Genomic DNA, 23,055 nt, shown 5'->3' with positions numbered 1-23,055 from the left:
CCAGGGTCTCCTGACGTCGTCGTCGGCTCGGCCGGAGCCGAGGGGAGGGAACCCGCACAGCAAACCCCGGGCCCCTACCCGGACGGAATGCAGAGGACGACGCACCCGCCTGGACGATCCGACGCGAGGGCTGGCGGAGCCCCGCCGCGTGGTCGGCAGAATGTCAGGTGGTCGGCACCCCGGAATGCCGACCACCTGACATTCTGCCGACCGCCCGCATCGCCCGGCGGCAGCCGGGCCCGGGCCGCCCGGGAACTCAGCGCTCGTGGAGGTTTCGGCGGAAGTCCGTCGGGCTGCACGAGTGCACGCTGCGGAACTGCCGCGAGAAGTAGAACGGGTCCGGGTAGCCCACCGAGCGCGCGATGTCGGCGACGGGCAGCTCCGTGGTGATGAGCAGCTCGCACGCCCGCGCCATCCGCAGCCGCTTGACGTACTCGACCACGCCGCCGCCGGTCGCCGCCCGGAAGCGCGCCGAGAAGTGCGACGTGCTCAGCCCGAACCGGCGGGCGAGCGCCGCCACCTCGACGACGGCGTCCAGGTGCGTGCGCAGGTACTCCTGCGCGGCGCGCACTGGTTCGCCGCGGACCGGGCTGCCCGCGGCGGCGTCGGCCCCGATCTGCGCGAGCACCGACCACGCGGCGCCCGCGCAGCGCAGCAGGCTCGGGTAGGTCTCATCCGTCTCCAGCGCGTCGACGACGCGTTCCAGGTCGGCGACGACGCGCACCAGGTCGTGCACCTCGACGACGGCGACGTCGTCCGGCCCCGCGTGCCCGGCCAGGTGCTGCTCGAACTCGGTGGCGTCGTCACCCCGGACGTGCATCCACCAGATCGTCCATGGGTCGTCGTCGTCCGCCCAGTACTCGTGGGCCACGCCCGCGGGGATGACCAGGGCCTGAGCAGCGCCGATACGGTGCAGGCCGCCCGGCGTCCGGCACCAGCCGCGGCCCGCGGAGGACACGATGACGATGGTCCCCGCTGCGCCCTGCCTGCGCACCCGCCCGTGGTTCGTGGCGTGCGGAAAATAGCCCGCGTCGGTCACCATCAGGCGCGAGGTGGGGCCCGCCTGCGACGTCGCGCGGACCACGGTGGTCGGCAGCACCCGCAGGCGCTGCCCGGGGAAGCCGTCACGGATGCGCACCCCTGGAGGGTAGCGCCGTCCGCCCGGCCGCGTCAGGGGGTCGCCCCGGAACCAGGATCGTCGAATCGTCCAGGCAAGTTCGTCGATACGTCGCTTCCCGCGGTACCCGGGAGGTTCGTAGCGTCGGACCCATGCTCGATGTGGAGTCCGTGCTCGACCTTCCCGCCCGGCCCGACGACCTGGCCGGCCGGGCCGCGGCCGCCTGGGAGGCGCCGCTCACCCTGACCACCTACGAACCGCTGCCCCCCGACAGGTTCCCCGCGTACCTGGACCGGCGGGTCTACCAGGGTTCGTCCGGCCGCGTGTACCCGCTGCCGTTCCACCACCAGATCGCCGACGAGCCCCACCAGCGGGCCTGGCGCGCGGTGCACCTGGAGAACGAGTGGCTCCGGGTCGTGGTGCTGCCGGAGCTCGGCGGGCGCATCCACGTGGCCCGCGAGCGGGGCAGCGGCCGGGACTTCTTCTGGACCAACCCCGTGATCAAGCCCGCCCTCGTGGGCCTCGCCGGGCCGTGGATCGCGGGCGGCGTCGAGCTCAACTGGCCGCAGCACCACCGCCCGGCCACCTACCTGCCGGTCGACGTCGAGATCGAGGAGGAGCCCGACGGCGCCGTCGTCGTCTGGTGCTCCGACCACGACCCGTTCACCCGCATGAAGGGCATGCACGGCGTGCGGCTGCGCCCCGACAGCGCCGTGCTCGAGCTGACGGTGCGGCTCTACAACCGCAGCGAGCTGCCCCAGTCGTTCCTGTGGTGGGCCAACGTCGCGGCCAAGGTCGACGACGACTACCAGTCCTTCTTCCCGCACGACGTCACCTACGTGGCCGACCACGCCCGGCGCGCCATCACCGCGTTCCCGCACGCCGACCGGCCCTACTACGGCGTCGACTACCCGGCGCTCGCGGACCGGGGCGGCGACCGCCTCGACTGGTACCGCAACATCCCGGTGCCGACGTCGTACATGTGCCTGGCCAGCGACGAGGAGTTCTTCGGCGGGTACGACCACGCGGGCGGCCTCGGCTTCGTGCACGTCGCCGACCGCGCGCTGTCGCCCGGCAAGAAGCAGTGGACCTGGGGCAACGCCCCGTTCGGCCACGCCTGGGACGCCAACCTGGCCGACGACGGCTCCCATTACGTCGAGCTCATGGCCGGCGTCTTCACCGACAACCAGCCCGACTTCGCGCACCTCGCGCCCGGCGAGACCAAGGTCTTCTCCCAGTACTGGTACCCGTTCCGCGACGTCGGCCCGGTGGACCGGGCCACGCTCGACGCCGCGGTGCGGCTGGAGCGGTCGGGTTCGGGTGGCGTCGGCGATGGCGCTGCCGGGGCCGACGGCGCGGGGCCGACGACGGCGCGTGTCGGCGTCGTCGTGCCGCGGCCCCTGGACGATCTGACGATCACGCTGTCGGCCGACGGCGCGGTGCTGGCGACCGACGTCGTCGACGTCGACCCGACGCGCCCGGCCCTGCTGACGCACGAGGTCCCGGCCGGCACGGGCCCGCTGACGGTGACGGTCACCCACGGGGACCGGACCCTGGTGACCTGGACCGAGACCCCGGCCGACGCCGATCCCCTTCGAGACCTAAGTTTCTCCCCTTTGGAGAGCTCCAAAGACAAGAAACTTAGGTCTCAAAGGGGTGGGGGCATCGAGGGTGCGGCGGCCGACGTCGCCGGGGCGAGTGCGGCGGCCCGTGTCGCCGAGCCCGATCCTGCCGAGGAGCCGGCCGCGCCCGACGAGGTCGGCAGCGTCGAGGAGCTGGCGCTCATCGCCGCGCACCTCGACCTGTACCGGCACGCCACGCGCGCCCCGGAGCCGTACTGGCGCGCGGCGCTGGAGCGGGACCCGGGGCACGTCGACAGCCTGGTCGGCCTCGGCCGCCGGGCCTACGCCGCGGGCCGCCACGAGGAGGCCGCCGAGTACCTGGGCCGCGCCGTCGGGCGGCTGACCCGGCTGCACCGCAGCCCCCGCGACACGACGGCGGTCTACCTGCTCGGCCTGGTGCGCGAGGCGCTCGGCGACGACTCCGGCGCCTACACCGCCTACGCCCAGGCCGCCTGGTCGCGGGCCTGGCGGGCCGCCGCGGGCTACCGGATGGCGCGCCTCGACGCGCGCGCCGGCCGCTACGCCGCCGCCCTGGACCGGCTGGCCGACGTGCGCCGCACCGAGCCCGACCACCTCCAGGCCCTCGCGCTGAGCGTGGTCTGCCTCGGGCGGCTGCGCCGGCACGCCGACGCCGCCTCCACCCTCGCCGCCGCCCGCACCCTCGACCCGCTCGACGCCTGGCTGCGCCACCTGGACGGGCAGCCCGCGAGCGGTGACGCCCAGACCCTGCTCGACGTCGCGATCGAGCTGGCCGGCGTGGGCGAGCACGAGGCCGCGCTCGCCTGCCTCGACGAGGCGGAGGCCCGCGAGGACCACCGGCCCGCCGGGCAGACCGCCGTCCGGCCGCTGCTCGCGTACCACCGCGCGCACGTGCTGCGCCTCGCGGACCGTCCGGACGACGCCGCCGCGGAGCGGGCGCGGGCCCGCGGCCTGGACGCCACGTGGTGCTTCCCGGGCCGGCTCGCCGACGCCGCGGTGCTGAGCGAGGCGGCCGACACCGACCCCGACGACGCCCGCGCGAGGTCGCTCCTGGGCCACTGGACCTACGCGGCCGGACGGCGGGCCGACGCCCTGGCCTTGTGGCGGGCGGCCGTCCAGATCGACTCGTCCGACGCCGTGGCCTGGCGGAACATCGGCCTGGCCGCCGTCAACCACGAGCGCGACTTGGCCGCCGCGGCCGCCGCCTACGACCGGGCGTGCGCCGTCGCGCCCGACGACGCGCGGCTCCGGTACGAGCGTGACCAGCTCGCGGCGCTGACGGGGGTCGGACCGGGGGAGCGGCTCGCCGCGCTGCTCGGGACGGACCATGCACCTGCTGCCAGTCCGGGGGCGGATCTGGCAGGAAGTGCATGGTCGGCTGGCGGGGGTCTCGACAAGCTCGACCAGCGAGGGCCTGGGCTCGACCAGCGGGGCGGGCCTCTCGACCGCGACGACCTTGCCGTCGAGGCCCTGCACCTCATGGTCACCGAGGGTCGCGCGGACGAGGCGTTGGCGATCCTCGGCGGACGTCGCCTGCACCCGTGGGAGGGCGGCGAGGGCCAGGCGCTCCTGGCCTGGGACCGCGTGCAGGCCCACCGCGCCCTGGACGCGCTCGCGGAGGGCCGGGCCGCGGACGCCGTCGGGCACGTGCGCGCTGCCCTCGCCCCGCCGCCCAGCCTGGGGGAGGCGCGCCACCCCCTGGCGAGCACGGCGAACCTGCACCTGCTGCTCGGCGACGCGCTCGCCGCGGCCGGCGACCAAGCAGCCGTCGGCACCGAAGAAGCCGACGACGCCTGGCGCACCGCCGCGACCCAGCGCGGCGACTTCGTCGAGATGAGCACGCAGGAGCACGGCGAGCAGACCTTCTGGACGGTCCTCGCGCTGCGCCGCACCGGAGACACCGCGGCCGCGGACGACCTCACGGCATCGCTGCGCGCCTACCGCGACACGTACGCCGTCGAGGTGCCGCGCGTGGACTACTTCGCGACGTCGCTGCCCGACCTCCTGCTGTTCGAGGAGGACCCCCTGCGGGTGCGCGACCGGCGCGTCCTCGTGCTGGACGCCCAGCTCGCGCTGCTGGCGGGCGACGTCGCCACGGCGAAAACCATGCTGGGCCGGCCGGAGCTCGCGGCGTCGCGCCACGCGGCCGACCTGCGGCACGCCGTCGCCCGTCACGGCGAGGCGCTGCTGCGCGGCCCCGCCGCCGTCGTCGGGGAGGCTGTGGAACAGGCCCCGGGAATCTGACGGGCGCGGACCTACCCGCGCCCGTGATCTGAGTGGTACCAGGATGCGCCAACGAAGGCGCACGAAGGAGGAACAAAGATGTCCAAGCGAACCACGTCCGACAAGTGGGCACTGACTCGCCGCGAGCTCCTCGCGGGCGGTATGACGCTGGGTGCGGCGAGCCTGCTGGCCGCGTGCGTCGGGACGACGTCGGGCGGCAGCGGCGGTGGCGGGGGCGGCGCGAGCTCCGGCCTCGTCACCCTGCAGAACTCGATCCAGGACGCCGACCCGAAGGCTGCCCTGGAGGCGCTGGTCAAGGCCTACCCCGGCGGCGACGTCACGATGAACTCGGTGGCCACCGAGCAGTTCCGGGCGCAGCTCACGAACTACCTGCGCTCCGGCGACTCGCCCGAGGTGCTGAGCTGGTACGCCGGGTCCGTGGCCCGGTCCTACGCCGAGGAGGGGCTGCTGCTCGACGTGTCGCCCCTGTGGGAGGGCGACGGCGCGTGCGCCGGGTACTCCGACGCGCTGCGCAGCCTGTCCAGCGACGCGTCCGGCAACCAGATCTTCGTGCCGACCAGCTACTACTGGTGGAGCGTCTTCTACAAGAAGTCCGCGTTCGAGAAGTGGGGCGTGGAGCCGCCGACGTCGTGGGACGAGTTCCACGCGCTGTGCGAGAACCTCAGCGGCCAGGGCATCGTCCCGCTGACCAACGGCCTGTCGTCGACGCCGTGGATGGCGTCGGGCTGGTTCGACTACCTGGACCTGCGGATCAACGGCGCCCAGTACCACCGAGAGCTGCTGGCCGGGGAGCACGCCTTCAACGACCCCGAGGTGGTGGCCGTCATGGAGGAGTACAAGCGGCTCATCCCGTACTTCGACAAGAACGCCGCCTCCTACACCGCGCAGGACGCGGCCACGCCCGTGGCCCAGGACAAGTCGGCCATGTACCTCGTCGGGGCGTTCGTCTCCGGCTACTTCCCCGAGGACCAGCGCGACGACCTCGACTTCTTCTCCGTGCCCGTCATCAACGACTCGGTGCCGACGGCAGAGGAGGCCCCGACCGACGGCTTCTTCGCCGCGGCGCGCAGCGACAACCACCAGGGCGCGCTGGACCTGCTGAGCTACCTCGCCTCCGCCGAGTCGCAGCAGCAGTACATCGAGCAGTCCAAGTCCGCCAACCTGCCGACCTCGCCCGACGTCGACACCTCCGCGTTCAGCCCGCTCGTGCAGAAGGGCATCGAGCTGCTGAACAACACCGAGGAGATCACGCAGTTCTTCAACCGCGACTCCTCCGACGCCCTCCAGGCCACCGCCGACACCGCCCTCACCAAGTTCCTCGCCGAGCCCGACTCCATGAAGAGCATCCTCGACGAGTGGCAGAAGGCGGCCGAGGGGGTCTTCGCGTCGTGAGCGCGCAGCCGTCCACCACGACCCGCCGCCCCAACCGGTTCGCGCGCGTCCCGCTGCTCGTCTGGGTGTTCCTGCTGGTCCCGTTCGTGGTCGAGCTGTTCTGGGTGTTCTGGCCCGCGGCCAACTCGTTCTCGCTCGCCCTGACCCGCTGGGACGGGATCGGCCTGGCCGAGCCCGTGGGCCTGCAGAACTTCCGCGACCTGGCCGACGACCCGATCTTCCTGACCGCCCTGCGCAACAACGTGATCTGGGTGATCGGGTTCGGCGGCCTGTCCGTGGTGGGCGGCCTCGCCCTCGCGGTCACCCTGAACAAGCCCGGCCCGATGGTGAGCCTCTACCGCAGCGCCATCTACCTGCCGATGGTCGTCTCGCTCGCCGTCAGCGGCCTGTTCTGGCGCGTCATGTACGCGCCCGACGGGCCCATCAACGGCACCCTCGGCCTGCTCGGCCTGGAGCACCTGGAACGCCAGTGGCTCGCCGACCCCACCGTCGCCCTCGGGGCCGTGCTCATCGCCGCCGTCTGGCGCCAGGTCGGCTACATCATGGTGCTCTACCTGGCCGGTCTGAAGGGCACCGACGGCACGCTGGAGGAGGCCGCCGCCGTCGACGGCGCCAACGCGTGGCAGCGGTTCTGGCGCATCGTCATGCCGCAGCTCCGCGGCGTGAGCATGGTCGTCTTCGCCGTGACCGTCATCGACTCGCTGCGCACCTTCGACATCGTCTGGGCGATGACCCGCGGCGGGCCCTACAACGAGACCCAGCTCCTGAGCACCTACATGTTCCAGCAGGCGTTCACCACGGGGAACCTCGGCTACGCCTCCGCCATCGCCGTCGTCATCTTCGCCCTGGCGATCGGCTTCATCATCACCTACCTCGCCCGCCAGGCGCGGACGGAGGACTGACATGTCAGCACTCGCCCCACCCGCCGCCCCCGGCGTCCCGACGACGGCCGGCAGACGGCCCGCCGCCCGGCGCCGTCGGCCGCGCCCCGCCCGCTCACCGTGGCTGCACGTCGCGATGGTCCCCGTCACGCTGCTGTGGCTCAGCCCCATCGTGTTCGTGCTGTTCGTCGCGGTGCGCTCCTACGACGACATCGCCGGCCGCGGCCTCGGCGCCCTCCCGGCGTCGTTCAGCCTCGACGGCTTCACCACCGCCCTGACCGCGGGCGGCGTGCTGCGCTCCCTCGGCAACAGCGTCGTCGTCACCGTGTGCGCCGTGATCCTCTCCCTGGCGCTGTCGTCCTTCGCCGCCTACGCCCTGAGCCGGTTCGACATCCCCTTCCGCCGCACCATCCTGCTCACCATGCTCGCCGGCAACCTGCTGCCCCCGCAGATCCTGCTCGTGCCGGTCGCGTCCATCACCGAGGCCATCGGCATCGGCGACACGCTCACCGCGCTCGTCGTGGTCCAGGTCGGGTTCGGCATCGGCTTCTACACCTTCGTGCTGCACGGGTTCATGCGCGGCCTGCCGAACGAGGTCTTCGAGGCCGCGCGGCTCGACGGCGCCGGCCCCGGCGGCATCTTCTGGCGCATCGTGCTGCCCCTGTCGCGGCCGTCGCTGGCGGCGCTCGCGGCCCTGGCCACGACCTGGATCTTCAACGACCTGATCTGGGCGATGACGGTGCTGCGCACCGAGGCGAAGTTCCCGATCACCGCGGCCCTGCTCAACCTGCAGGGCGGGTTCTCCAGCGCGTGGAACGTGGTCGCGGCAGGCTCGCTGATCGCGGCCGTGCCGACGGCGATCGTGTTCTTCCTGTTCCAGAAGCAGTTCGTGTCCGGACTTCTCGTAGGAGCCAACAAGTGACCTGGACTCTCCCGACCCGGACGGGTCAGTACGTCGTCGGCCTCGCCCCGCGCGAGGCGGGGCTGGTAGCGATCGGCTGGGGACCTTCTGCCGGGGAGGCGGCGGCGCCCGTGGCGGCGACGTCGTCCTTCGAGGCGGACCTCGACCTGCTGCCGCTGGAGGCGACGGCTCTCGGCACGCGCAACGTGCACGGCGCCGAGCTCGTGGTCCGGCGTGCCGACGGCGTCCGTGGCGCGCGCCTCGCCCTCGCGGGCGAGGTCTCCGTGGCGCGGGACGACGGCGGCACGCACCTGGTCTGCCCGCTCGCCGACGACGTGCTCGGCCTCGGCGTGACCCTGCACCTGCGGACCCACCCGGACCACGACGTCGTGGAGAAGTGGGCCCGCCTGGAGAACCGTTCGGCGGAGCCGATCGAGGTGCTGCGCGGCTGGGGCGGGGCGTTCAACGTGCCTGCTCCTGGCGGGGCGCGCGTGGACCTGCTGGGCGGCGCGTGGTCGCGGGAGTTCACGCCTTTCCGCGCCTCGCTCGAGGCCGGCACGCTGAGCATCGGCAGCCGCCAGGGGATCACGTCGCACACGTATGCGCCGGTGGTGACTGTCGTTCCTGCCGGAACGGACGGGGCGGTCCGCTCCGCGCAAACGGACGGGGCGGTCCACTCGGGCGGAACGGACGGGGCGTTCCGTTCCGCCGGAACGGACGCACCCGTCCGGTTCGGCGTCGCGCTCGCCTGGAGCGGCTCGTGGCGGATGGCGCTCGACGCCGTCCCGTTCGCCGACCACATCCGCGTCTCCGCGGGGCCGGACGACGAGTCGGGCATCCTCACCCTCGCACCCGGCGACACCCTGACCACCCCGGTGCTCGCGGGCGTGCGGGTCGAGGGCGACGCCGACGACCTCGCCCACGCCTGGCACACCTACCAGGCGACGCTGGCCCGCACCCGCGGTCCCGAGCACCGGCCCGTGGTCTACAACTCCTGGTTCGCCACGACCTTCGACGTCCGCGTGGAGCACCAGCTCCGGCTCGCCGAGGCGGCCGCCGAGGTGGGCGCGGAGGTCTTCGTGGTCGACGACGGCTGGTTCCGCGGCCGCACGACCGACCGGGCCGCGCTGGGCGACTGGGAGGTCGACACCGACCGGATCCCGGGCGGGCTCGGGCCGCTCGCCGACGGCGTCAAGGCGCTCGGCATGCGCTTCGGCCTGTGGGTCGAGCCGGAGGCCGTGAGCCCCGACAGCGACCTGTACCGCGCGCACCCTGAGTGGGCGCACCACGTGGCCGGGCGCCCCCTGGAGACGCTGCGCCACCAGTACATGCTCAACCTCGGCCTGCCGGAGGTCGAGGAGTGGGTGCTCGGCACGCTGCGCCGGCTGCTCACCGACACCGACATCACGTACCTCAAGTGGGACATGAACCGCTCCATCGCCGACGGCGGGCGCACCGCCCCGGGCGGCGACGACTGGTCCTGGCGGCACACCCAGGCCTACTACCGGGTGCTCGACATGCTGCGCGCCGAGTTCCCGCAGGTCACCGTCGAGGGCTGCGCGGGCGGCGGCGGGCGCATCGACCACGCCGTCCTCGCCCGGACCGACGTCGTCTGGCCCAGCGACGAGACCGGGCCGCGCGACCGGCTGTCGATCCAGCACGGCTTCCTGGGCGTGCTGCCCGCGTGGACCATGAGCTCGTGGGTCACCGACCTGCCCGACCTGCTCGACCAGGAGAGCGCACCGGCGAGCCTGGAGTTCCGGTTCGTCGTCGCCATGGCGGGGGTGCTCGGCATCGGCTCGGACCTGCTGGCCTGGGACGACGCGACCCGGAAGCGGGCGGCGTCGTTCGTAGACCTGTACCGCTCGATCCGGCACGTGGTGCACACCGGGCGGACCCGGCGGCACGGGGACCCGGCCGACGCGGCGTGCGCGGTGCAGTACACCGGGGCCGACGCCGTCGTGGTGCTCGCCTGGCGGCGCGCCGACGCCGACCTCGCGCTGTACCTGCGCGACCTCGAACCGGACGCGCGGTACCGGGTGCGGGGCAGCGACGAGGTGCGGTCCGGCGCGGAGCTCGCTTCCGACGGGCTCCCGGTCGGCTGGACCTGGCAGGACTGCGACGTGCTGGTCCTGGACCGGGTGTGACCGGGCCGGGTGTGACCGGGCCTGCCGCGGCGTCGGGCACGCGGCGGCCGCTCAGGGTCCGGACGGACCCGGCCCTGGGCGGCCGCTGGACCTCGCTGGCGACGCCGGAGCGCGAGTGGCTCTGGCGTAACCCGCGGGTCCCGGCCGCCGCCAGGGCCAGGGTCAGGCCCGGCGACCCGTTCGTCGACGCCGGCGGCGGCGAGGAGTGCCTCCCCACGATCAACGGCCCGAGCGACCACGGCGAGGTCTGGTCCAGGCCCTGGGCGGTCGACGGCGACGACGTGGCTCACGTCCGGGCCGGGGACCTCACCCTGAGCCGTGGCCTCCGGGCCGACGACGGCACGGTCCGCGCCCGCTACACGATCGACGGCCCGCCCGGCGCCGGCCTGCTGCACGCGGTGCACCTGCTGCTCGACGTCGGCCCGGGGGCGCGGCTGGAGGTGCCCGGCCGGCCGGACACCCTCGTGGTCGAGTGGCCCGAGCCGGGCGCGATCACGCCCACCACCTGGCCCGACGGCGGGGGAGTGCCGCTCGACGTGCTCGGGCCCGACGACGGCACCGCCCGGTGCGCCGTCGTCGCGACCGACCGGCTCGACGTCGTGGACGGCGCCGACCGGCTCTCGCTGCGCTGGGGCGTGGAGGCGGGGTACGCCGCCCCGGTGTCGCTGGTCGTGTGGCGCAACCTCGGCGGCTGGCCCGACGACGGCCCGTACCGGTCGGTCGGCGTCGAGCCGATGCTCGGGGCCGAGACCAATCTCGACCGCGCCGCCCCCGACCGCAAGGCCCGGCTGGACGAGCGCGGGCGCCTGACCTGGCGGCTCACGGTGAGCGCATCCCATATCGCAAGGAATCTTCCACTGTAAGAATTTCGTCGCTAGCATCGTCGGCGGTTCACCGAAGAGCCGGGTTCACTGCCGAACGAGGGGGTCCCATGCCGACGACGACGCCGACATCCGTACAGCTCTACTCGATCCGAGACGCGATAGCCGACGACCTGGACGCCGCCGTGGCGCGCCTGGCCGAGATCGGGCTCCGACACGTGGAGCCCTACGCCTTCCACGAGCGCACCGACGACTACCTGCGGGCGTTCGCGGCCACGGGCCTGACCGCGCCGTCGGGCCACGCGCCCGTGCTCGCCGCCGAGACGCCCGAGGCGATCTTCGACGCCGCCGTCGCGCTCGGGATGGGCACCGTGATCGACCCGTTCCTGCCGGCCGAGGAGTGGCAGAGCGCCGACCAGGTGGCGCGGCTCGCGGAGCGGGCCAACGCGCTGGCCGTGCTCGCCGCCGAGCGCGGGCTGACGTTCGGGTACCACAACCACGCCTGGGAGCTGGGCACCCGCATCGACGGCCGGCACGCGCTGGAGGTGTTCGTCGACCACCTGACGCCCGAGGTGGTGCTGGAGGTCGACACGTACTGGGCGGCCGTCGGGGGAGCGGATGCCCCCGCACTGCTCACGGCCCTGGGCGACCGCGTGCGGCTGATCCATGTCAAGGACGGCACGCTCGACGGCGACATCGAGCGGCAGCAGCCCGCCGGCTCGGGCGAGGTGGACGTGCCCGCGATCCTCGCCGCCGCGCCGTCTGCGACGCGTGTGATCGAGTTCGACGCGTACGCCGGGGACGTGTTCGAGGGCATCGCGCAGTCGCTCGCCTGGCTGACGGAGCACGACCGATGAGCCGGCCGGGCGCGGCGGGCGTCGGCATCGTCGGGGCGGGCAACATCTCGACCCAGTACCTGGAGAACCTGACCCGGTTCGCCGACGTCGAGGTCCGGTTCGTCGCCGACCTCGACCTCGCGCGTGCCGCCGAGCGGGCCCAGGAGTACGGGGTGCCGGCGTCGGGCGGCGTGGACGAGCTGCTGGCCCGCGACGACATCGACGTGGTCGTGAACCTCACCGTCCCGGCGGTGCACGCCGAGGTCGGGCACCGCATCCTGGCCGCGGGCAAGCACGTGTGGAGCGAGAAGCCGCTCGCCCTCGACGCGGAGGCGGCGTCGGTCCTGCTGGCCGACGCCGAGGCGCGCGGCCTGCGCGTCGCCAGCGCCCCGGACACGGTGCTGGGCGCAGGCATCCAGACGGCGCTGCGGGCGATCGCGCGCGGCGACATCGGCGAGCCGCTGACGGCGACCACGATGTTCCACGTACCCGGACCCGAGTCGTGGCACCCGAGCCCCGACTTCCTGTTCGCGCTGGGCGGCGGCCCGCTGTTCGACATGGGCCCCTACTACGTGACCGCGCTCGTGCACGTCTTCGGCTCCGCGACGCGGGTCCAGGCCGTGGCCTCCACCTCGCGGCCCACCCGCACCATCGGCAGCGGACCCCGGGCGGGCGAGGTCTTCCCCGTCGAGGTGCCGACCCACTACGCCGCCCTCATCGAGTTCGGCGAGGGTCGCTCGGCACAGTCGACGTTCTCGTTCCAGCACGCGTTGCCCCGCGCCGGGTTCGTCGAGATCAACGGCACGGAGGGCACGATCGTGCTGCCCGACCCCAACGGCTTCGACGGCGCCTCGGCCCTGTGGACCTACGGCTCCGAGGAGCCGACGGCGCTGCCCGCCGAGGGGCCGGAGTTCGGGCGAGGCGCGGGCGTCGTCGACCTGGTGCGCTCGATCCGCGACGGCGGCACCGAGCGTGCGTCCGGCGCGGTGGCGGCGCACGTCCTGGACATCCTGCTAGGGGTGCGGGACGCCGCCGCGGCCGGACAGCCCGTCGAGATCAAGTCGGCGGTGTCACCGGTCGCGCCGCTGCCGGAGGGCTGGGACCCGGCGGAGGCGACGGGATAGGGGCTCGCTGCCTCGCCGGGCCGGTCTGCGGGCCGGTCCGGGAGGTATCGCCGGACCTCCTCGGCCGATCGTCGGACCTGTCCGGGAGGCGAGGTGTGCTCGGAAGGCACTGGGCTGATCTGCCCCGGAGGCGTCGTCGTGCCCGCGCGGGAGGCGAGGTGTACTCGGAGGGCACTGGCCGGGTGGGCTGAACTTCGTTCGGCTGTGACTCGGCTTTGCTGGCCCAGCCGGACAGTCCGGCCGGGCTGAACGACGTTCGCCTGTGACCCTGCTCCGTTGGCCCAGCCGGACAGTCCGGTCGGGCCGAATCCGGCGGGTCCAGGACGATCGGAATTCAGCCCACCCGGCCAGTGCCCTCCGAGTACACATTGCCTACCGGAGCGGATTTGCGACGGCTACCCGCGACCGTTTCGCGATGCCTCCCCGCGGCGGAATCGCGGCCAGAGTCTGTGGCGCGATCCTGCGCGACGGGGCTCCGCGGCCGCCGCCCTGACCGGTCACCCGACCGCGCCCCCAGGGGCATCCGGCTGAGCTTCCTGCTCCGTGCCAGCGGCCCGCGAGGCGTCCCGCTCGCCGTCCGAAACGGTCACCTGACCGCGCCCCCAGGGGCATCCGGCTGAGCTTCCGGCTCCGCGCCAGCAGCCCGCGAGGCGTCGCGCTCGCTGCCCGGCAGCAGTCGTTCCAGGAGCTCCAGCGACCGCCGCACATCGACGGCGTCGGGATCGAGCAACCACTGGAGCTGCAACCCGTCCGACGCGGCGGCGACGAGAGCGGCGGCGTCGGACGGGTCGATGTCGGCGGGGATCGCGCCCGAGGCCTGGCCTGCCCGGACGCGCTCGGCGAGGTCGGCGCGGACACCGCGGAACCGGGCCTGCACGAACTCGCGCGTCTCGGGGTGCTGCTGCGCCTGCAGCGCGTCCGTGGTGAGCGTCGCGTACAGCTCGACCAGGCCGGGGATCGACGCGTTGCGCTCGGCGCTGCGCTCCATCAGGGCGACCGCCGACACTTCGTCGGGCGCCCCCCGCTCGCCGCCGCGGGCCTCGTGCGCCCGGTAGACCTCGACGAGCAGCTCGTCGCGGTGGGCGAAGTAGTAGCGCAGCGCGGCGTGCGAGACGCCGATCGCCTCGCCGATCGCCCGCAGCGACGCGCCCACGCCGCGCTCGGCGAACACGGCGATGGCGCTCGCGAGGATCTGCGCGCGCCGCTCCGGGGCCTTCCGGTACGACCGTGCCTGGGCTCCCGCGTCGCCGTTCACCATGGGGGTCATCGTACGAACGCTCGCCCCGGATCGGCCGGGGACGAGCGGGTGGAATGCGGCGCCGGGTCCCGGGGTTGCCGCCCGTATGACTACCTTCGGCATCATCGGAGCAGGGAACATCGGCAGCCAGGTCGCCCGCGTGGCGATCGCGCAGGGCAACGAGGTGGTGATCGCCAACTCGCGCGGCCCCGAGACGCTCGCCGACCTCGTCGCGGAGCTCGGCCCCAAGGCCCGCGCCGCCACGGCCCAGGAGGCGGCCGAGGCCGCCGACGTCGCCGTCGTCTCGGTGCCGCTGAAGGTCTACCGCGACATCCCGGTGGAGCCGCTGGCGGGCAAGGTCGTGCTCGACACCAACAACTACTACTGGGAGCGCGACGGCCACATCGAGGCGCTGGACCGCGGCGAGGCCACGACGGCCGGCCTGCTCCAGGAGCACCTGCCGACGTCGAAGGTGGCCAAGGCGTTCAACCAGATCATGTCGGGCGCGATCACGACCGACGGGACGCCGTCGGGCACGCCGAACCGCCGCGCCCTGGCCACCGCGAGCGACTTCCCCGAGGCCGTCGAGCTCGTGACCCGGCTCTACGACGAGGCCGGCTTCGACACCGTGAGCGCCGGCCCGCTCAGCGAGTCGTGGCGCTTCGAGCGCGACCGCCCGGCCTACGTCTCCCGCCAGAACGCCCAGGAGCTCAAGGAGAACATGGGCAAGGCGCAGCGGGTCCTCTGACCCGGCCCCGATCCGGCTCGGCCGGCGCCGCCCGGGGGCGTCCGGGGCTCAGGCCCCGAACGCCTCCAGCGCGACCGGCTCCCACTCGCGCCAGGTGCGCAGCCGCTCGGCGTAGATCTGCTCGACGTCGGCGAGCGACCTGCCCATGAAGACGTGCAGCGGCGGCTGCTCGGCGTCGACGATCCGCAGCAGGGCGGCGCGGGTCGCGCGCGGGTCCCCGAGCTCGAACACGGGCGCCGTGGCGACCCGCGCCTCGGCGTAGTCCGGGTGCTCGGCGCTGGCGCGCAGCCCCGCGCCGAACCCCGTCGCGTACGGGCCGGGCTCGACGTTCGTGACGTGAATGCCGAACGGTGCGACCTCCTGCGCGAGGGCCTCCGACAGCCCCTCCACCGCCCACTTGGACGCGTGGTAGGCGCCGTACCCGGGGAAGGTGCGGACGCCGCCCTCGCTCGTGACCTGCAGGATCCTGCCCGACCCCTGAGCGCGCAGGACCGGCAGCACGGCCTGCGTGACCCAGACCGTGCCGAAGAAGTTGGTCTCCATCTGGTCGCGCAGCTCCTGCTCGCTGATCTCCTCGACCATGCCGGTCTGGCCGTAGCCGGCGTTGTTGACCACCACGTCGAGCCGCCCGAAGTGCTCGACGGCGCGGTCGACGGCGGCCTGGACGGCGGGCCGGTCGGTGACGTCCAGCGGAAGGGCCAGCACGGCGTCCGGGTACTTGCTGGTGAGCGGCTCCAGGGCGGTGACGTCGCGCGCGGTGGCGGCGACGTGGTCGCCGCGTTCGAGGGCGGCCTCGGCCCACTCGCGGCCGAGGCCCTTGGCTGCTCCGGTGATGAACCATGTGGTGTGCATGCCTCCATCGTGCGGCGGCGCCACCCATTCCACCAGCGACTCTTTGGCACACAAGACATGCGCTGACCGCATGGCTCATGATGGCCCCATGGCAGAGCTCACCGTCACCGCGCTGCGGGTCGTCCACGCCGTCGTCGGCACCGGGTCCTTCACCGCGACGGCCGACCTCCTCGGGTACACCCAGTCGGCGGTCTCCCGCCAGGTCGCGGCGGCCGAGTCGGCGGCGGGCGTCCCGCTGTTCGTGCGCGGCGCGCGCGGCGTGGCGCCGACGCCGGCCGGAACGCTGGTCGCGCGCCGGGCGGCGGTGGTCCTCGCCGAGCTGGACGCCGTCGGCAAGGACCTCGCCGGGCTGGACGACGTCCTCGGGGGCCGGGTGGTGCTGGGCGCGTTCCCGACGGCGACGTGGGTCCTCGCGCCCCGCGCCGTCGCCGTCGTGCGGGACCGGCACCCAGGCCTGACGGTCGACCTGCACGAGGCGTCGACCCCCACCCAGCTCCGCCAGCTCCGGGCGGGACGCATCGACGTCGCCGTCATCGGCATGGGCGCCGACCTGCCCGCGTACGACCTGGACGGGCTGCGGAGGGACCACGTCGCGGACGGCCGGTCCCTCGTCGCGGTCCCGGAGAACCACCGGTTCGCGGGCCGGGACCCGGTCCCTGTCGCGGAGCTGGCGGGGGAGGAGTGGCTGGTCGGCAAGGGCCTGCGCGGCGACCCGCAGTTCGGGGCGTGGCCCACGCTGCCGGCGCCGAAGGTCGTCGGCGCGGTGCGGGAGTGGAACGCCCGCCTGGGCCTGGTCGCGGCCGGGCTGGGCATCACGACGGTGCCCGAGCTCGTCGTCCCCGCGCTCCCGGCCGGCGTGGTGACGGTCCGCGTCGACGACCCGGCCTGGCTCGGCCGCGCGGCGGTCGCCGTCACGCGCCCGGACCGCCCGGCGGGCGTGGACGCGGTGGTGGGCGCGCTCCGGGAGGTCGCGCGCGAGCTCGGCTAGTCTCGCCGCATGCCCAGCGCCCCCGACGACCCCTGGTCCGACGTCGCCGACGACTGGGGCCGGTACTGGGGCGCCTTCGCGCGGCCGGTGTGGGCGCCGCTCCTCGACGCGGCCGGGATCGGGCCGGGCAGCCGGGTGCTCGACGTCGGCTGCGGCAGCGGTGAGCTGCTCGAACACCTCCAGGACCAGGGTGCCCGGCCCAGCGGCGTCGACCCCGCCGCCCGCATGGTCGAGCTCGCCCGGGCGCGTGCCGCCGGCGCGGACGTGCGCGTCGGCGAGATCGAGGACCTCCCGTTCGACGACGGCGCCTTCGACGCCGTGCTCGCCGTGAACGCGTTCCAGTTCGCGCACGACCCGGACGACGCCCTCGCCGAAGCCGCCCGCGTGCTGGCGCCGGACGGCGTCGTCGGCCTGGCCGGGTGGGCCGAACGCAGCCGCAACGATCTGGACGCGATCAACGTGGCGCTCGCGGAGGCCGACGAGGAGGAGCCGCCCGAGGACGGCCCGCTGCGCCTGCCGGGCGGGCTCGCCGACGTGCTGCGCGAGGCGGGCTGGACGGTCCTGGACAGCGGCGTCACGCCCGTGGTGTGGACCGCCCGCGGCGACACCGACCTGGTGCGCGGCATCCTGTTCGGCGAGGGCGACGCGACGGTCGCGGACCTCGCGCCCGTGGTCGTCGAGGCCGCCGCACCCTTCCGCCGGCCCGACGGCGGCTATCGGCTCGCGAACGCCTTCCGCTGGGCGGTGGCGCGGCGCGCCTGACCGGCGTCTGTAGGGTGGGCCCACGTGAGCACGTCGACGGAGCCGAACCAGCCCATCCTGCGCGTCCCGGGCGTCCGGGCGCTGGTGTGGATGTCGCTCTTCGGCTTCGCCGGGTACGCGCTCCTGCTGCCGACGGCGCCCCTGTGGGCCACCCGCGGCGGCGCCGACGAGGGCGGCGCGGGTCTGGTCAACGCCGTCCTCATGCTCGCCACCGTCGCCTTTCAGACGACCGTGCCCTGGGCGCTGCGCCGGCTGGGCTGGCGCGCCACGCTGGTCGCCGGGGTGCTGCTGCTCGGCCTGCCGTCGCTGGCGTTCCTGCTCACCGACCAGCTCGGCTGGATCCTCGTCGCCTCCGCCGTCCGCGGCGCCGGGTTCGCGGTGGTCACGGTGTGCGGCGCGACGGCGATCGCCGAGCTGGTCGACGCCTCCCGGCGCGGCCGGGCGATCGGCGTCTACGGCCTCGCCGTGGCCGCGCCCCAGGTGTTCCTCACGCCCAGCGCCGCCTGGGTCGCGGAGGCGGTCGACTTCCGGGTCGTGTTCGTCCTGGGCACGCTGCCGGCGCTCGCCGTGCCCTTCGCGCTCGCCCTCGGGCGGCGGCTCGACGACGTCGCGGGCGCGCCGGTGCCGGACTCCGCCGTCGCGCACCCGGGCCGGGGCCGGATGCTGCTCGCGCTGGCGCTGCCCTCCCTCGTGCTGCTCGCCGTCACGACGCCCGGGGGCGCGCTGCTCACGTTCGCGCCGCAGCTCGGGTACGGCGCGCTCGTCGCCATGGCCGGGCTGTTCGGTCTGACGGTCGCCGCGGCCCTGTCCCGCTGGCTCGTCGGCGGCCTGGCCGCCCGGTACGGGCCGCGCCGGTTCGTCCCGCCGCTGCTGGCGCTCTGCGCGGCGGGGCTCGTGCTGTGCGGCTGGTCGCTGACGGATTCCGGCCCCGGCGCGGCGGGACTGATCGCGGGCATGACCGTCGTCGGCGTCTCCTACGGCAGCCTGCAGAACCTCACCCTGGTCACCGCGTTCGCGGCCGTGCCCGACCGGGAGCGCAGCGTCGCCAGCGCCGTCTGGAACATCGGCTTCGACACCGGCACGGGGCTCGGCTCGCTCGTGGTCGGCTTCATCGCCGCCGGCACGAGCTTCACCGTCGGCCTGCTGACGACCGCCGCGCTGTGCGTCGTCGTCGCGCTGATCGCCCTGGTGGGCGGGAGCCGGCGGACCGCCTCGGTGTGAGGCCCGGCGCGCCAGGGTGAGGACCAGGGTCGCACCCTGGTTCGCGCGCGACCCGGGCGTCCGAGGGTGGCGGGATGATCGACTCAAGAATGCCCGGCGACGTCGGCCCGGATGTCGGACCCGGAGACGACGGACCTGGGGACATCGGACCCGGGGACGCGGCCGGGCGCCCGATCGGCCGCCGGATCGTGCTGGCGATGCTCGGCCTGGGCGCCGCGGGCGTCGCCGTCGGGCCCGCGGTGCGGGACGGCGTGCGGGCCGCCCTGTCCCGGGACGCGCCCGCGGCGGTGCCGGACGACCGGGGCTTCCGCTACTTCAGTGTCGTCGGCTCCGTGCCGCGCCAGGACGCGACGACGTACCGCCTCACCGTCGGCGGGCTCGTCGACCGCCCCGGCACGTACACGCTCGACCAGCTCGCGGTGCTGCCGCAGACCACGGTCGTGCACGACGCCGTCTGCACCGACGGCTGGCAGGTCGACGACGTGCCGTTCACCGGCGTGCTGCTGCGCGACCTGCTCGACGCCGCCGGGGTGCGGGACGAGGGCGCCGCCGTCCGGTTCACCTGCTTCGACGGCGCGTACTCGGAGAGCCTCACGCTGGAGCAGGCCCGCCGGTCGGACGTCGTGGTCGCGCTGCGGATGTTCGACGAGCCCGTGCCGCACGACAGCGGCGGCCCGGTGCGGCTCTTCGTCGCGCCGATGTACTTCTACAAGTCGGCCAAGTGGCTCTCCGGCATCGAGGTCACCAGCCAGGTCCAGCAGGGCTACTGGGAGGACTACGGGTATCCCGTGGACGGGTGGCTGCCCGGCGAGGAGCCGGTCAGTGCCTGAGCGCGTGCTCCGCTTCAGCCCCGCCGAACGGGCGGTCCACCGGGCGACGGGGCTGCTGTTCCTGGTCTGCCTGCTCACGGCGCTCGCGCTCTACGTGGCGCCCGTCGCGCAGCTCGTCGGACGGCGGCCCCTGGTCCAGACCGTGCACGAGTGGGCCGGGCTCCTGCTGCCCGTGCCGGTGCTGCTCGGCCTGTGGTCGGGACCGTTCCGGGCCGACCTGCGCCGCTTCGACCGGTTTACTGACCACGACCGGCGGTGGCTCGCGAGCCTGCGCTCGTCCGACCCCCGGCGCGGCCGGTTCGCGGGGAAGTTCAACGCCGGCCAGAAGCTCTGGGCCGTGTTCTTCGCCGGTGCCGTCCTGGTCATGCTCGGCACCGGGCTGCTGCTGTGGTTCACGTTCCCGCTCGGGTTCGTGCCGCAGGCCGGCGTCGTGCTGGTGCACGACGCCGGCGCCTACGCCCTCGTGGCCGTCGTCGCAGGCCACGTCATGAAAGCGGTCGCCGACCCGGAGGCCCGGCGCGGCATGCGCACCGGGTCCGTCCGGCGGTCGTGGGCGGCGCGGGAGCACGCCCTCTGGCTGGGTCAGAAGCCGAAGTCCCCGATGCCGCCGCCCCCGTACTCCGGTGGCTCCTCGTCGCCTTCGGCGCCCCATGCGTCCCAGGCCGCCGACGACGCCGCGTAGCCGGCCACCGTCGCCAGGATCGCGGCGCTGACGGCGCTGCTCAGGGCGGCCCCGGGCGCGTCCGTGCCGAGCACCTGGGCGAGCGCGCCCCGCCGTCGGCCCTCGATCCGGGCCGCCGCCCGGCCGAGGGCGGCGGGGGACGGGTCGGCGGGGCGGTCGGCGGGGTCGGGTGTGGTTGTTGTTCCGGCTGTGCCGGTCGTGCCGGTCGTGCCGGCGGAGAGCCGCGCGAACGCGGCCTCCCGCTCGGCCGGCGTCAGCCGCTCGAAGGCGGCGACGTGCACCTGCTCGATCGTCCCCGGCGGCGCGGACCGCAGCAGCTGCTCGGAGCGGTCGAGCGCACCGGCGTCGTCGGACCTGCTCATCGCGTGCCCCCTTCGGGGGTGTCGGAGGGCTCGCCGGCGGAGCCGCCGACGGGGACGATCTTGTACCCCTGCTCGGCGAGGTCGCGCGTCATGTGCTCGGCGTACCACTCGGGCCAGGCCTCGTCGTAGACGCCGCCCAGGTCCTTCTCCTCGTGCACGCCGTGCGCGGTGGCGGCCTTCTTGAGCAGGTCGAGCAGGATCTCGTTCGACCGCGGGTCCGGTGCGGTGCTCATCGGCCCGGGAGACGGTCGACGATCTGCTGGAGCACCCACTCGTTGCCGTCCGAGTCGGCGAACGAGGCGAACGACGCGTAGCTGTCGTGCTCGGGGTGCGGCCCCGGGACGCGGTTCGCGGTGCCGGCCCAGTGGAAGACGCCGTCCTGGTCGTGCCAGATCTCGCTGACGTCGGCGCCGTGCTCCACGAGCTCGGCGCGTGCCGCGGCGAGGTCCGTCACCACGAGGTGCAGGCCGCGCACCGAGCCGGGTGCGGCGTCGCTGAGGTGCTCGCCGAAGATGATCGACGCCGCGGAGCCGGGCGGCGTGAGCTGGACGACGCGCAGGCCGCGCTCGGTGGCGAAGTCGGCGTCGAGCCGCCAGCCGAGACCCGCGTAGAAGTCCTTGGCGCGGTCCACGTCGGAGACGGGCAGGACGACGACCTCGAGCTTGAGTTCCATGTTCTTTCTCCGGTTCTGGGGTGGTGCTGGATGGGTACTGCTGGGGTGCGTGCTGCTGGTGTGCGTGCTGCTGGTGTGCGTGCCGGCGGAGGGGTTACCTGGCCTGCAGCGGGCCCGCGAACGACTTGCTCAGGGACGCGGGGCCGACGAGGGGGAGCAGAGCGGCGAGCAGCTTGCGCTGGAAGGTCTGGGGGCGGCGCGTCAGCTCGACGTCGATGCGGCTGCCGTCCCCGTCGGGGGAGACCTGGAAGACCCAGCCACCGCCGGGTCCGAACACCTTCGAGTCCAGTGTGGTGATGTCGACGCGGCCGCGCTCGTCGTCCCACTCGTAGCGGGCCCGCTCCCAGGCGGCGGCGGTGCCCTCGGTCACCTCGGCCCAGCTGTCGCCCTGCGCGTGGACCGTCAGGTGGTCGGCGTCGATCGTGGGCCAGGCCTCGGCGCGGGCGGGGCTGAAGTCGGTCAGCACCCGCATCGCGGCGGAGGGGGCGAGGGTCGAGTCGAGGTGAAAGCGGACGGCGGTCATGGTCAGGCTCCTCAGGTTGTGTAACCAGTTTGAGTGGTTACTGCGATGACAGGAACTGTGGCACAGGTTGCGTAACCCGTCAAACTGGTTACGTGGACTTGTGCGTCACTCGGTCACCGTTCAGAATGGTTACGTGAACCACGCCTTCCCCTGCGGGACGCTCGCGCTCGACTTCCTCGGCACGCTGCGCGCCCGCCGCAACCCGGTCCCCGCGGAGAAGCTCGGCACGCCCGGGCTCCTCGACGACTGGTTCGTCGAGTCGGGGATGTTCGACGCCGCCCCCCACGCCGACGAGGCCGACCTCGCGGCGGCGCTGGAGCTGCGCGAGTCGCTCTACGCGCTCGTCGAGGACCGGCTCGGCGGCCGCGCGGCATTGGCGGCCGCCGCCGAGGCCACGGAGGCCGGCGCGCGCGCCGGGTCGGCTGCTCCCGCCGCACTCGCGGCGCCGGTGGGGTCTGCGGTGTCGGCTGGGGCGGCCGGGGCGGGGGCGCCGGCCGCGCTCGCGGCGGCCGTAGCCGTCCTGAACCGGCACGCCGCGTCGCCGCCCGTCGTCGTGCAGCTCGATGTTGCCGGGGCTGCCGGGGCTGCCGGGGCTGCCGGGGCTGCCGGGGTTGCCGGGGCTGCCGAGGCGGACGGTGCTGGTGCCGGTGTCGGCAGGGCGGGCGGTCCTGGTGTCCTCGGTTCCGCGGTGACCCGCCGCAGCGGCACCGCCGCGCAGGGGCTCGCGGCAGTGGCTCGCGAGGCCGTCGAGATCCTGGGCGGCCCCGACGCCGCCCTGCTGCGCGAGTGCGGCCGCCCCGAGTGCACGCAGGTCTACCTCGACCGCTCCCGCGGACACCGCCGCGAGTGGTGCGCCATGCGCACCTGCGGCAACCGGGTCAAGGTCTCGGCCTACCGCTCCCGCCACCGCACGACCCCGACGTCGACCCCGACACCCCACGCCTGACCCCGCCGCGCCGACCCGCTTCAGATGTGCGCTTCTACCCAGTCGTTGGGCCCGAAACGAGCGTGATTCCGGGCGTAATGACGGGGTAGAAGCGCACCTTCGATTCCGGGCCGCCGCGGCCCCGCGCCCGCCCGTTCCGCCACTCTGTGCTCGACCGCTCCGCACCT

Annotated in this window: 22 protein-coding genes; 15 read left to right on the top strand and 7 right to left on the bottom strand. The window is 74.3% G+C overall.

The window, feature by feature from the left end; genetic code table 11:
- Positions 1 to 256: 256 nt before the first annotated feature.
- The gene (locus FHX71_RS16875) at positions 257 to 1,138 is read right to left on the bottom strand and encodes a helix-turn-helix domain-containing protein (protein WP_312877075.1); all 882 of its coding nucleotides are present in this window, start codon (positions 1,136 to 1,138) and stop codon (positions 257 to 259) included.
- A 131-nt stretch (positions 1,139 to 1,269) separates the two neighbouring features.
- On the opposite strand from FHX71_RS16875, the gene FHX71_RS16870 reads away from it, so the two are divergent.
- From FHX71_RS16870 to FHX71_RS16835, 8 genes are all read left to right on the top strand, one after another.
- Positions 1,270 to 4,962 (top strand): DUF5107 domain-containing protein, encoded by a 3,693-nt coding sequence (locus FHX71_RS16870; RefSeq protein ID WP_220489710.1) that lies wholly within the window; start codon positions 1,270 to 1,272, stop codon positions 4,960 to 4,962.
- Between the two features lie 78 nt (positions 4,963 to 5,040).
- Positions 5,041 to 6,354, top strand: a complete 1,314-nt coding sequence (locus FHX71_RS16865) for an ABC transporter substrate-binding protein (protein WP_246402608.1) — start codon at positions 5,041 to 5,043, stop codon at positions 6,352 to 6,354.
- The gene (locus tag FHX71_RS16860; protein WP_182618272.1) at positions 6,351 to 7,256 is read left to right on the top strand and encodes a carbohydrate ABC transporter permease; all 906 of its coding nucleotides are present in this window, start codon (positions 6,351 to 6,353) and stop codon (positions 7,254 to 7,256) included. Before FHX71_RS16865 ends, FHX71_RS16860 begins: the two co-directional genes overlap by 4 nt.
- A 1-nt stretch (position 7,257) precedes the next feature.
- Positions 7,258 to 8,157, top strand: a complete 900-nt coding sequence (locus FHX71_RS16855) for a carbohydrate ABC transporter permease (protein ID WP_182618271.1) — start codon at positions 7,258 to 7,260, stop codon at positions 8,155 to 8,157.
- Positions 8,154 to 10,283: an alpha-galactosidase gene (locus FHX71_RS16850; RefSeq protein WP_182618269.1), complete on the top strand. Its 2,130-nt coding sequence runs from the start codon at positions 8,154 to 8,156 to the stop codon at positions 10,281 to 10,283. The genes FHX71_RS16855 and FHX71_RS16850 overlap by 4 nt, the downstream gene beginning before the upstream one ends.
- 11 nt (positions 10,284 to 10,294) lie before the next feature.
- Entirely contained in the window at positions 10,295 to 11,146 is an 852-nt protein-coding gene (locus FHX71_RS16845; protein ID WP_182618267.1) for a hypothetical protein, read from the top strand.
- Between the two features lie 68 nt (positions 11,147 to 11,214).
- A complete protein-coding gene (locus FHX71_RS16840; protein WP_182618265.1) occupies positions 11,215 to 11,961 on the top strand; it encodes a sugar phosphate isomerase/epimerase family protein in 747 nt (248 codons plus the stop codon).
- Positions 11,958 to 13,064: a Gfo/Idh/MocA family protein gene (locus FHX71_RS16835; RefSeq protein ID WP_182618263.1), complete on the top strand. Its 1,107-nt coding sequence runs from the start codon at positions 11,958 to 11,960 to the stop codon at positions 13,062 to 13,064. Before FHX71_RS16840 ends, FHX71_RS16835 begins: the two co-directional genes overlap by 4 nt.
- Positions 13,065 to 13,650: 586 nt before the next feature.
- On the opposite strand, the gene FHX71_RS16830 is transcribed toward FHX71_RS16835, so the two are convergent.
- Positions 13,651 to 14,322 carry a TetR/AcrR family transcriptional regulator gene (locus tag FHX71_RS16830; RefSeq protein ID WP_246402607.1) on the bottom strand — a complete coding sequence of 224 codons (672 nt, stop codon included), beginning with the start codon at positions 14,320 to 14,322 and terminating at the stop codon, positions 13,651 to 13,653.
- 85 nt (positions 14,323 to 14,407) lie between these two features.
- Between FHX71_RS16830 and FHX71_RS16825 the strand changes: the two genes are divergently transcribed.
- Entirely contained in the window at positions 14,408 to 15,049 is a 642-nt protein-coding gene (locus tag FHX71_RS16825; protein ID WP_182618261.1) for an NADPH-dependent F420 reductase, read from the top strand.
- Between the two features lie 48 nt (positions 15,050 to 15,097).
- Here FHX71_RS16825 and FHX71_RS16820 read toward each other — a convergent pair whose 3' ends face one another.
- Complete coding sequence (locus FHX71_RS16820) at positions 15,098 to 15,901, bottom strand: SDR family NAD(P)-dependent oxidoreductase (protein WP_182618259.1); 804 nt, start codon at positions 15,899 to 15,901, stop codon at positions 15,098 to 15,100.
- A gap of 88 nt (positions 15,902 to 15,989) precedes the next feature.
- Between FHX71_RS16820 and FHX71_RS16815 the strand changes: the two genes are divergently transcribed.
- From FHX71_RS16815 to FHX71_RS16795, 5 genes are all read left to right on the top strand, one after another.
- Positions 15,990 to 16,889 carry a LysR family transcriptional regulator gene (locus FHX71_RS16815; protein WP_182618257.1) on the top strand — a complete coding sequence of 300 codons (900 nt, stop codon included), beginning with the start codon at positions 15,990 to 15,992 and terminating at the stop codon, positions 16,887 to 16,889.
- Positions 16,890 to 16,898: 9 nt separating this feature from the next.
- Positions 16,899 to 17,651 (top strand): class I SAM-dependent methyltransferase, encoded by a 753-nt coding sequence (locus FHX71_RS16810; RefSeq protein WP_182618254.1) that lies wholly within the window; start codon positions 16,899 to 16,901, stop codon positions 17,649 to 17,651.
- 24 nt (positions 17,652 to 17,675) lie between these two features.
- Positions 17,676 to 18,872 carry an MFS transporter gene (locus FHX71_RS16805; protein ID WP_312877073.1) on the top strand — a complete coding sequence of 399 codons (1,197 nt, stop codon included), beginning with the start codon at positions 17,676 to 17,678 and terminating at the stop codon, positions 18,870 to 18,872.
- Positions 18,873 to 18,946: 74 nt separating this feature from the next.
- On the top strand, positions 18,947 to 19,702 hold the full coding sequence (locus tag FHX71_RS16800) for a molybdopterin-dependent oxidoreductase (RefSeq protein ID WP_246402605.1): 756 nt from the start codon (positions 18,947 to 18,949) through the stop codon (positions 19,700 to 19,702).
- Positions 19,695 to 20,384: a cytochrome b/b6 domain-containing protein gene (locus FHX71_RS16795; protein ID WP_182618252.1), complete on the top strand. Its 690-nt coding sequence runs from the start codon at positions 19,695 to 19,697 to the stop codon at positions 20,382 to 20,384. The genes FHX71_RS16800 and FHX71_RS16795 overlap by 8 nt, the downstream gene beginning before the upstream one ends.
- Here FHX71_RS16795 and FHX71_RS16790 read toward each other — a convergent pair.
- The 4 genes from FHX71_RS16790 to FHX71_RS16775 form a co-directional block, all read right to left on the bottom strand.
- On the bottom strand, positions 20,285 to 20,746 hold the full coding sequence (locus FHX71_RS16790) for a hypothetical protein (protein WP_182618250.1): 462 nt from the start codon (positions 20,744 to 20,746) through the stop codon (positions 20,285 to 20,287). The genes FHX71_RS16795 and FHX71_RS16790 overlap by 100 nt on opposite strands.
- Positions 20,743 to 20,979, bottom strand: a complete 237-nt coding sequence (locus tag FHX71_RS16785) for a hypothetical protein (RefSeq protein WP_182618248.1) — start codon at positions 20,977 to 20,979, stop codon at positions 20,743 to 20,745. Before FHX71_RS16785 ends, FHX71_RS16790 begins: the two co-directional genes overlap by 4 nt.
- The gene (locus tag FHX71_RS16780; protein ID WP_182618246.1) at positions 20,976 to 21,419 is read right to left on the bottom strand and encodes a VOC family protein; all 444 of its coding nucleotides are present in this window, start codon (positions 21,417 to 21,419) and stop codon (positions 20,976 to 20,978) included. Before FHX71_RS16780 ends, FHX71_RS16785 begins: the two co-directional genes overlap by 4 nt.
- 94 nt (positions 21,420 to 21,513) lie before the next feature.
- Positions 21,514 to 21,942 carry a hypothetical protein gene (locus tag FHX71_RS16775; protein WP_182618244.1) on the bottom strand — a complete coding sequence of 143 codons (429 nt, stop codon included), beginning with the start codon at positions 21,940 to 21,942 and terminating at the stop codon, positions 21,514 to 21,516.
- 133 nt (positions 21,943 to 22,075) lie between these two features.
- Between FHX71_RS16775 and FHX71_RS16770 the strand changes: the two genes are divergently transcribed.
- Entirely contained in the window at positions 22,076 to 22,888 is an 813-nt protein-coding gene (locus FHX71_RS16770) for a CGNR zinc finger domain-containing protein (protein WP_182618242.1), read from the top strand.
- Positions 22,889 to 23,055 lie beyond the last annotated feature (167 nt).

Origin of the sequence: Promicromonospora sukumoe (assembly GCF_014137995.1) — a bacterium.
Taxonomy (GTDB): domain Bacteria; phylum Actinomycetota; class Actinomycetes; order Actinomycetales; family Cellulomonadaceae; genus Promicromonospora; species Promicromonospora sukumoe.
Note: the sequence above shows the minus strand (reverse complement) of the source record. Positions and strands in the feature narration are given on the sequence as shown.

Bases quoted from the DNA above. Each gene is read 5' to 3' on its own strand.
- FHX71_RS16815 (WP_182618257.1), top strand. From the start codon at position 15,990: ATGGCAGAGCTCACCGTCACCGCGCTGCGGGTCGTCCACGCCGTCGTC.
- FHX71_RS16790 (WP_182618250.1), bottom strand. From the start codon at position 20,746: ATGAGCAGGTCCGACGACGCCGGTGCGCTCGACCGCTCCGAGCAGCTG.
- FHX71_RS16780 (WP_182618246.1), bottom strand. From the start codon at position 21,419: ATGGAACTCAAGCTCGAGGTCGTCGTCCTGCCCGTCTCCGACGTGGAC.
- FHX71_RS16810 (WP_182618254.1), top strand. From the start codon at position 16,899: ATGCCCAGCGCCCCCGACGACCCCTGGTCCGACGTCGCCGACGACTGG.
- FHX71_RS16785 (WP_182618248.1), bottom strand. From the start codon at position 20,979: ATGAGCACCGCACCGGACCCGCGGTCGAACGAGATCCTGCTCGACCTG.
- FHX71_RS16865 (WP_246402608.1), top strand. From the start codon at position 5,041: ATGTCCAAGCGAACCACGTCCGACAAGTGGGCACTGACTCGCCGCGAG.
- FHX71_RS16840 (WP_182618265.1), top strand. From the start codon at position 11,215: ATGCCGACGACGACGCCGACATCCGTACAGCTCTACTCGATCCGAGAC.
- FHX71_RS16855 (WP_182618271.1), top strand. From the start codon at position 7,258: ATGTCAGCACTCGCCCCACCCGCCGCCCCCGGCGTCCCGACGACGGCC.
- FHX71_RS16870 (WP_220489710.1), top strand. From the start codon at position 1,270: ATGCTCGATGTGGAGTCCGTGCTCGACCTTCCCGCCCGGCCCGACGAC.
- FHX71_RS16830 (WP_246402607.1), bottom strand. From the start codon at position 14,322: ATGGTGAACGGCGACGCGGGAGCCCAGGCACGGTCGTACCGGAAGGCC.
- FHX71_RS16835 (WP_182618263.1), top strand. From the start codon at position 11,958: ATGAGCCGGCCGGGCGCGGCGGGCGTCGGCATCGTCGGGGCGGGCAAC.
- FHX71_RS16775 (WP_182618244.1), bottom strand. From the start codon at position 21,942: ATGACCGCCGTCCGCTTTCACCTCGACTCGACCCTCGCCCCCTCCGCC.
- FHX71_RS16820 (WP_182618259.1), bottom strand. From the start codon at position 15,901: ATGCACACCACATGGTTCATCACCGGAGCAGCCAAGGGCCTCGGCCGC.
- FHX71_RS16825 (WP_182618261.1), top strand. From the start codon at position 14,408: ATGACTACCTTCGGCATCATCGGAGCAGGGAACATCGGCAGCCAGGTC.
- FHX71_RS16800 (WP_246402605.1), top strand. From the start codon at position 18,947: ATGATCGACTCAAGAATGCCCGGCGACGTCGGCCCGGATGTCGGACCC.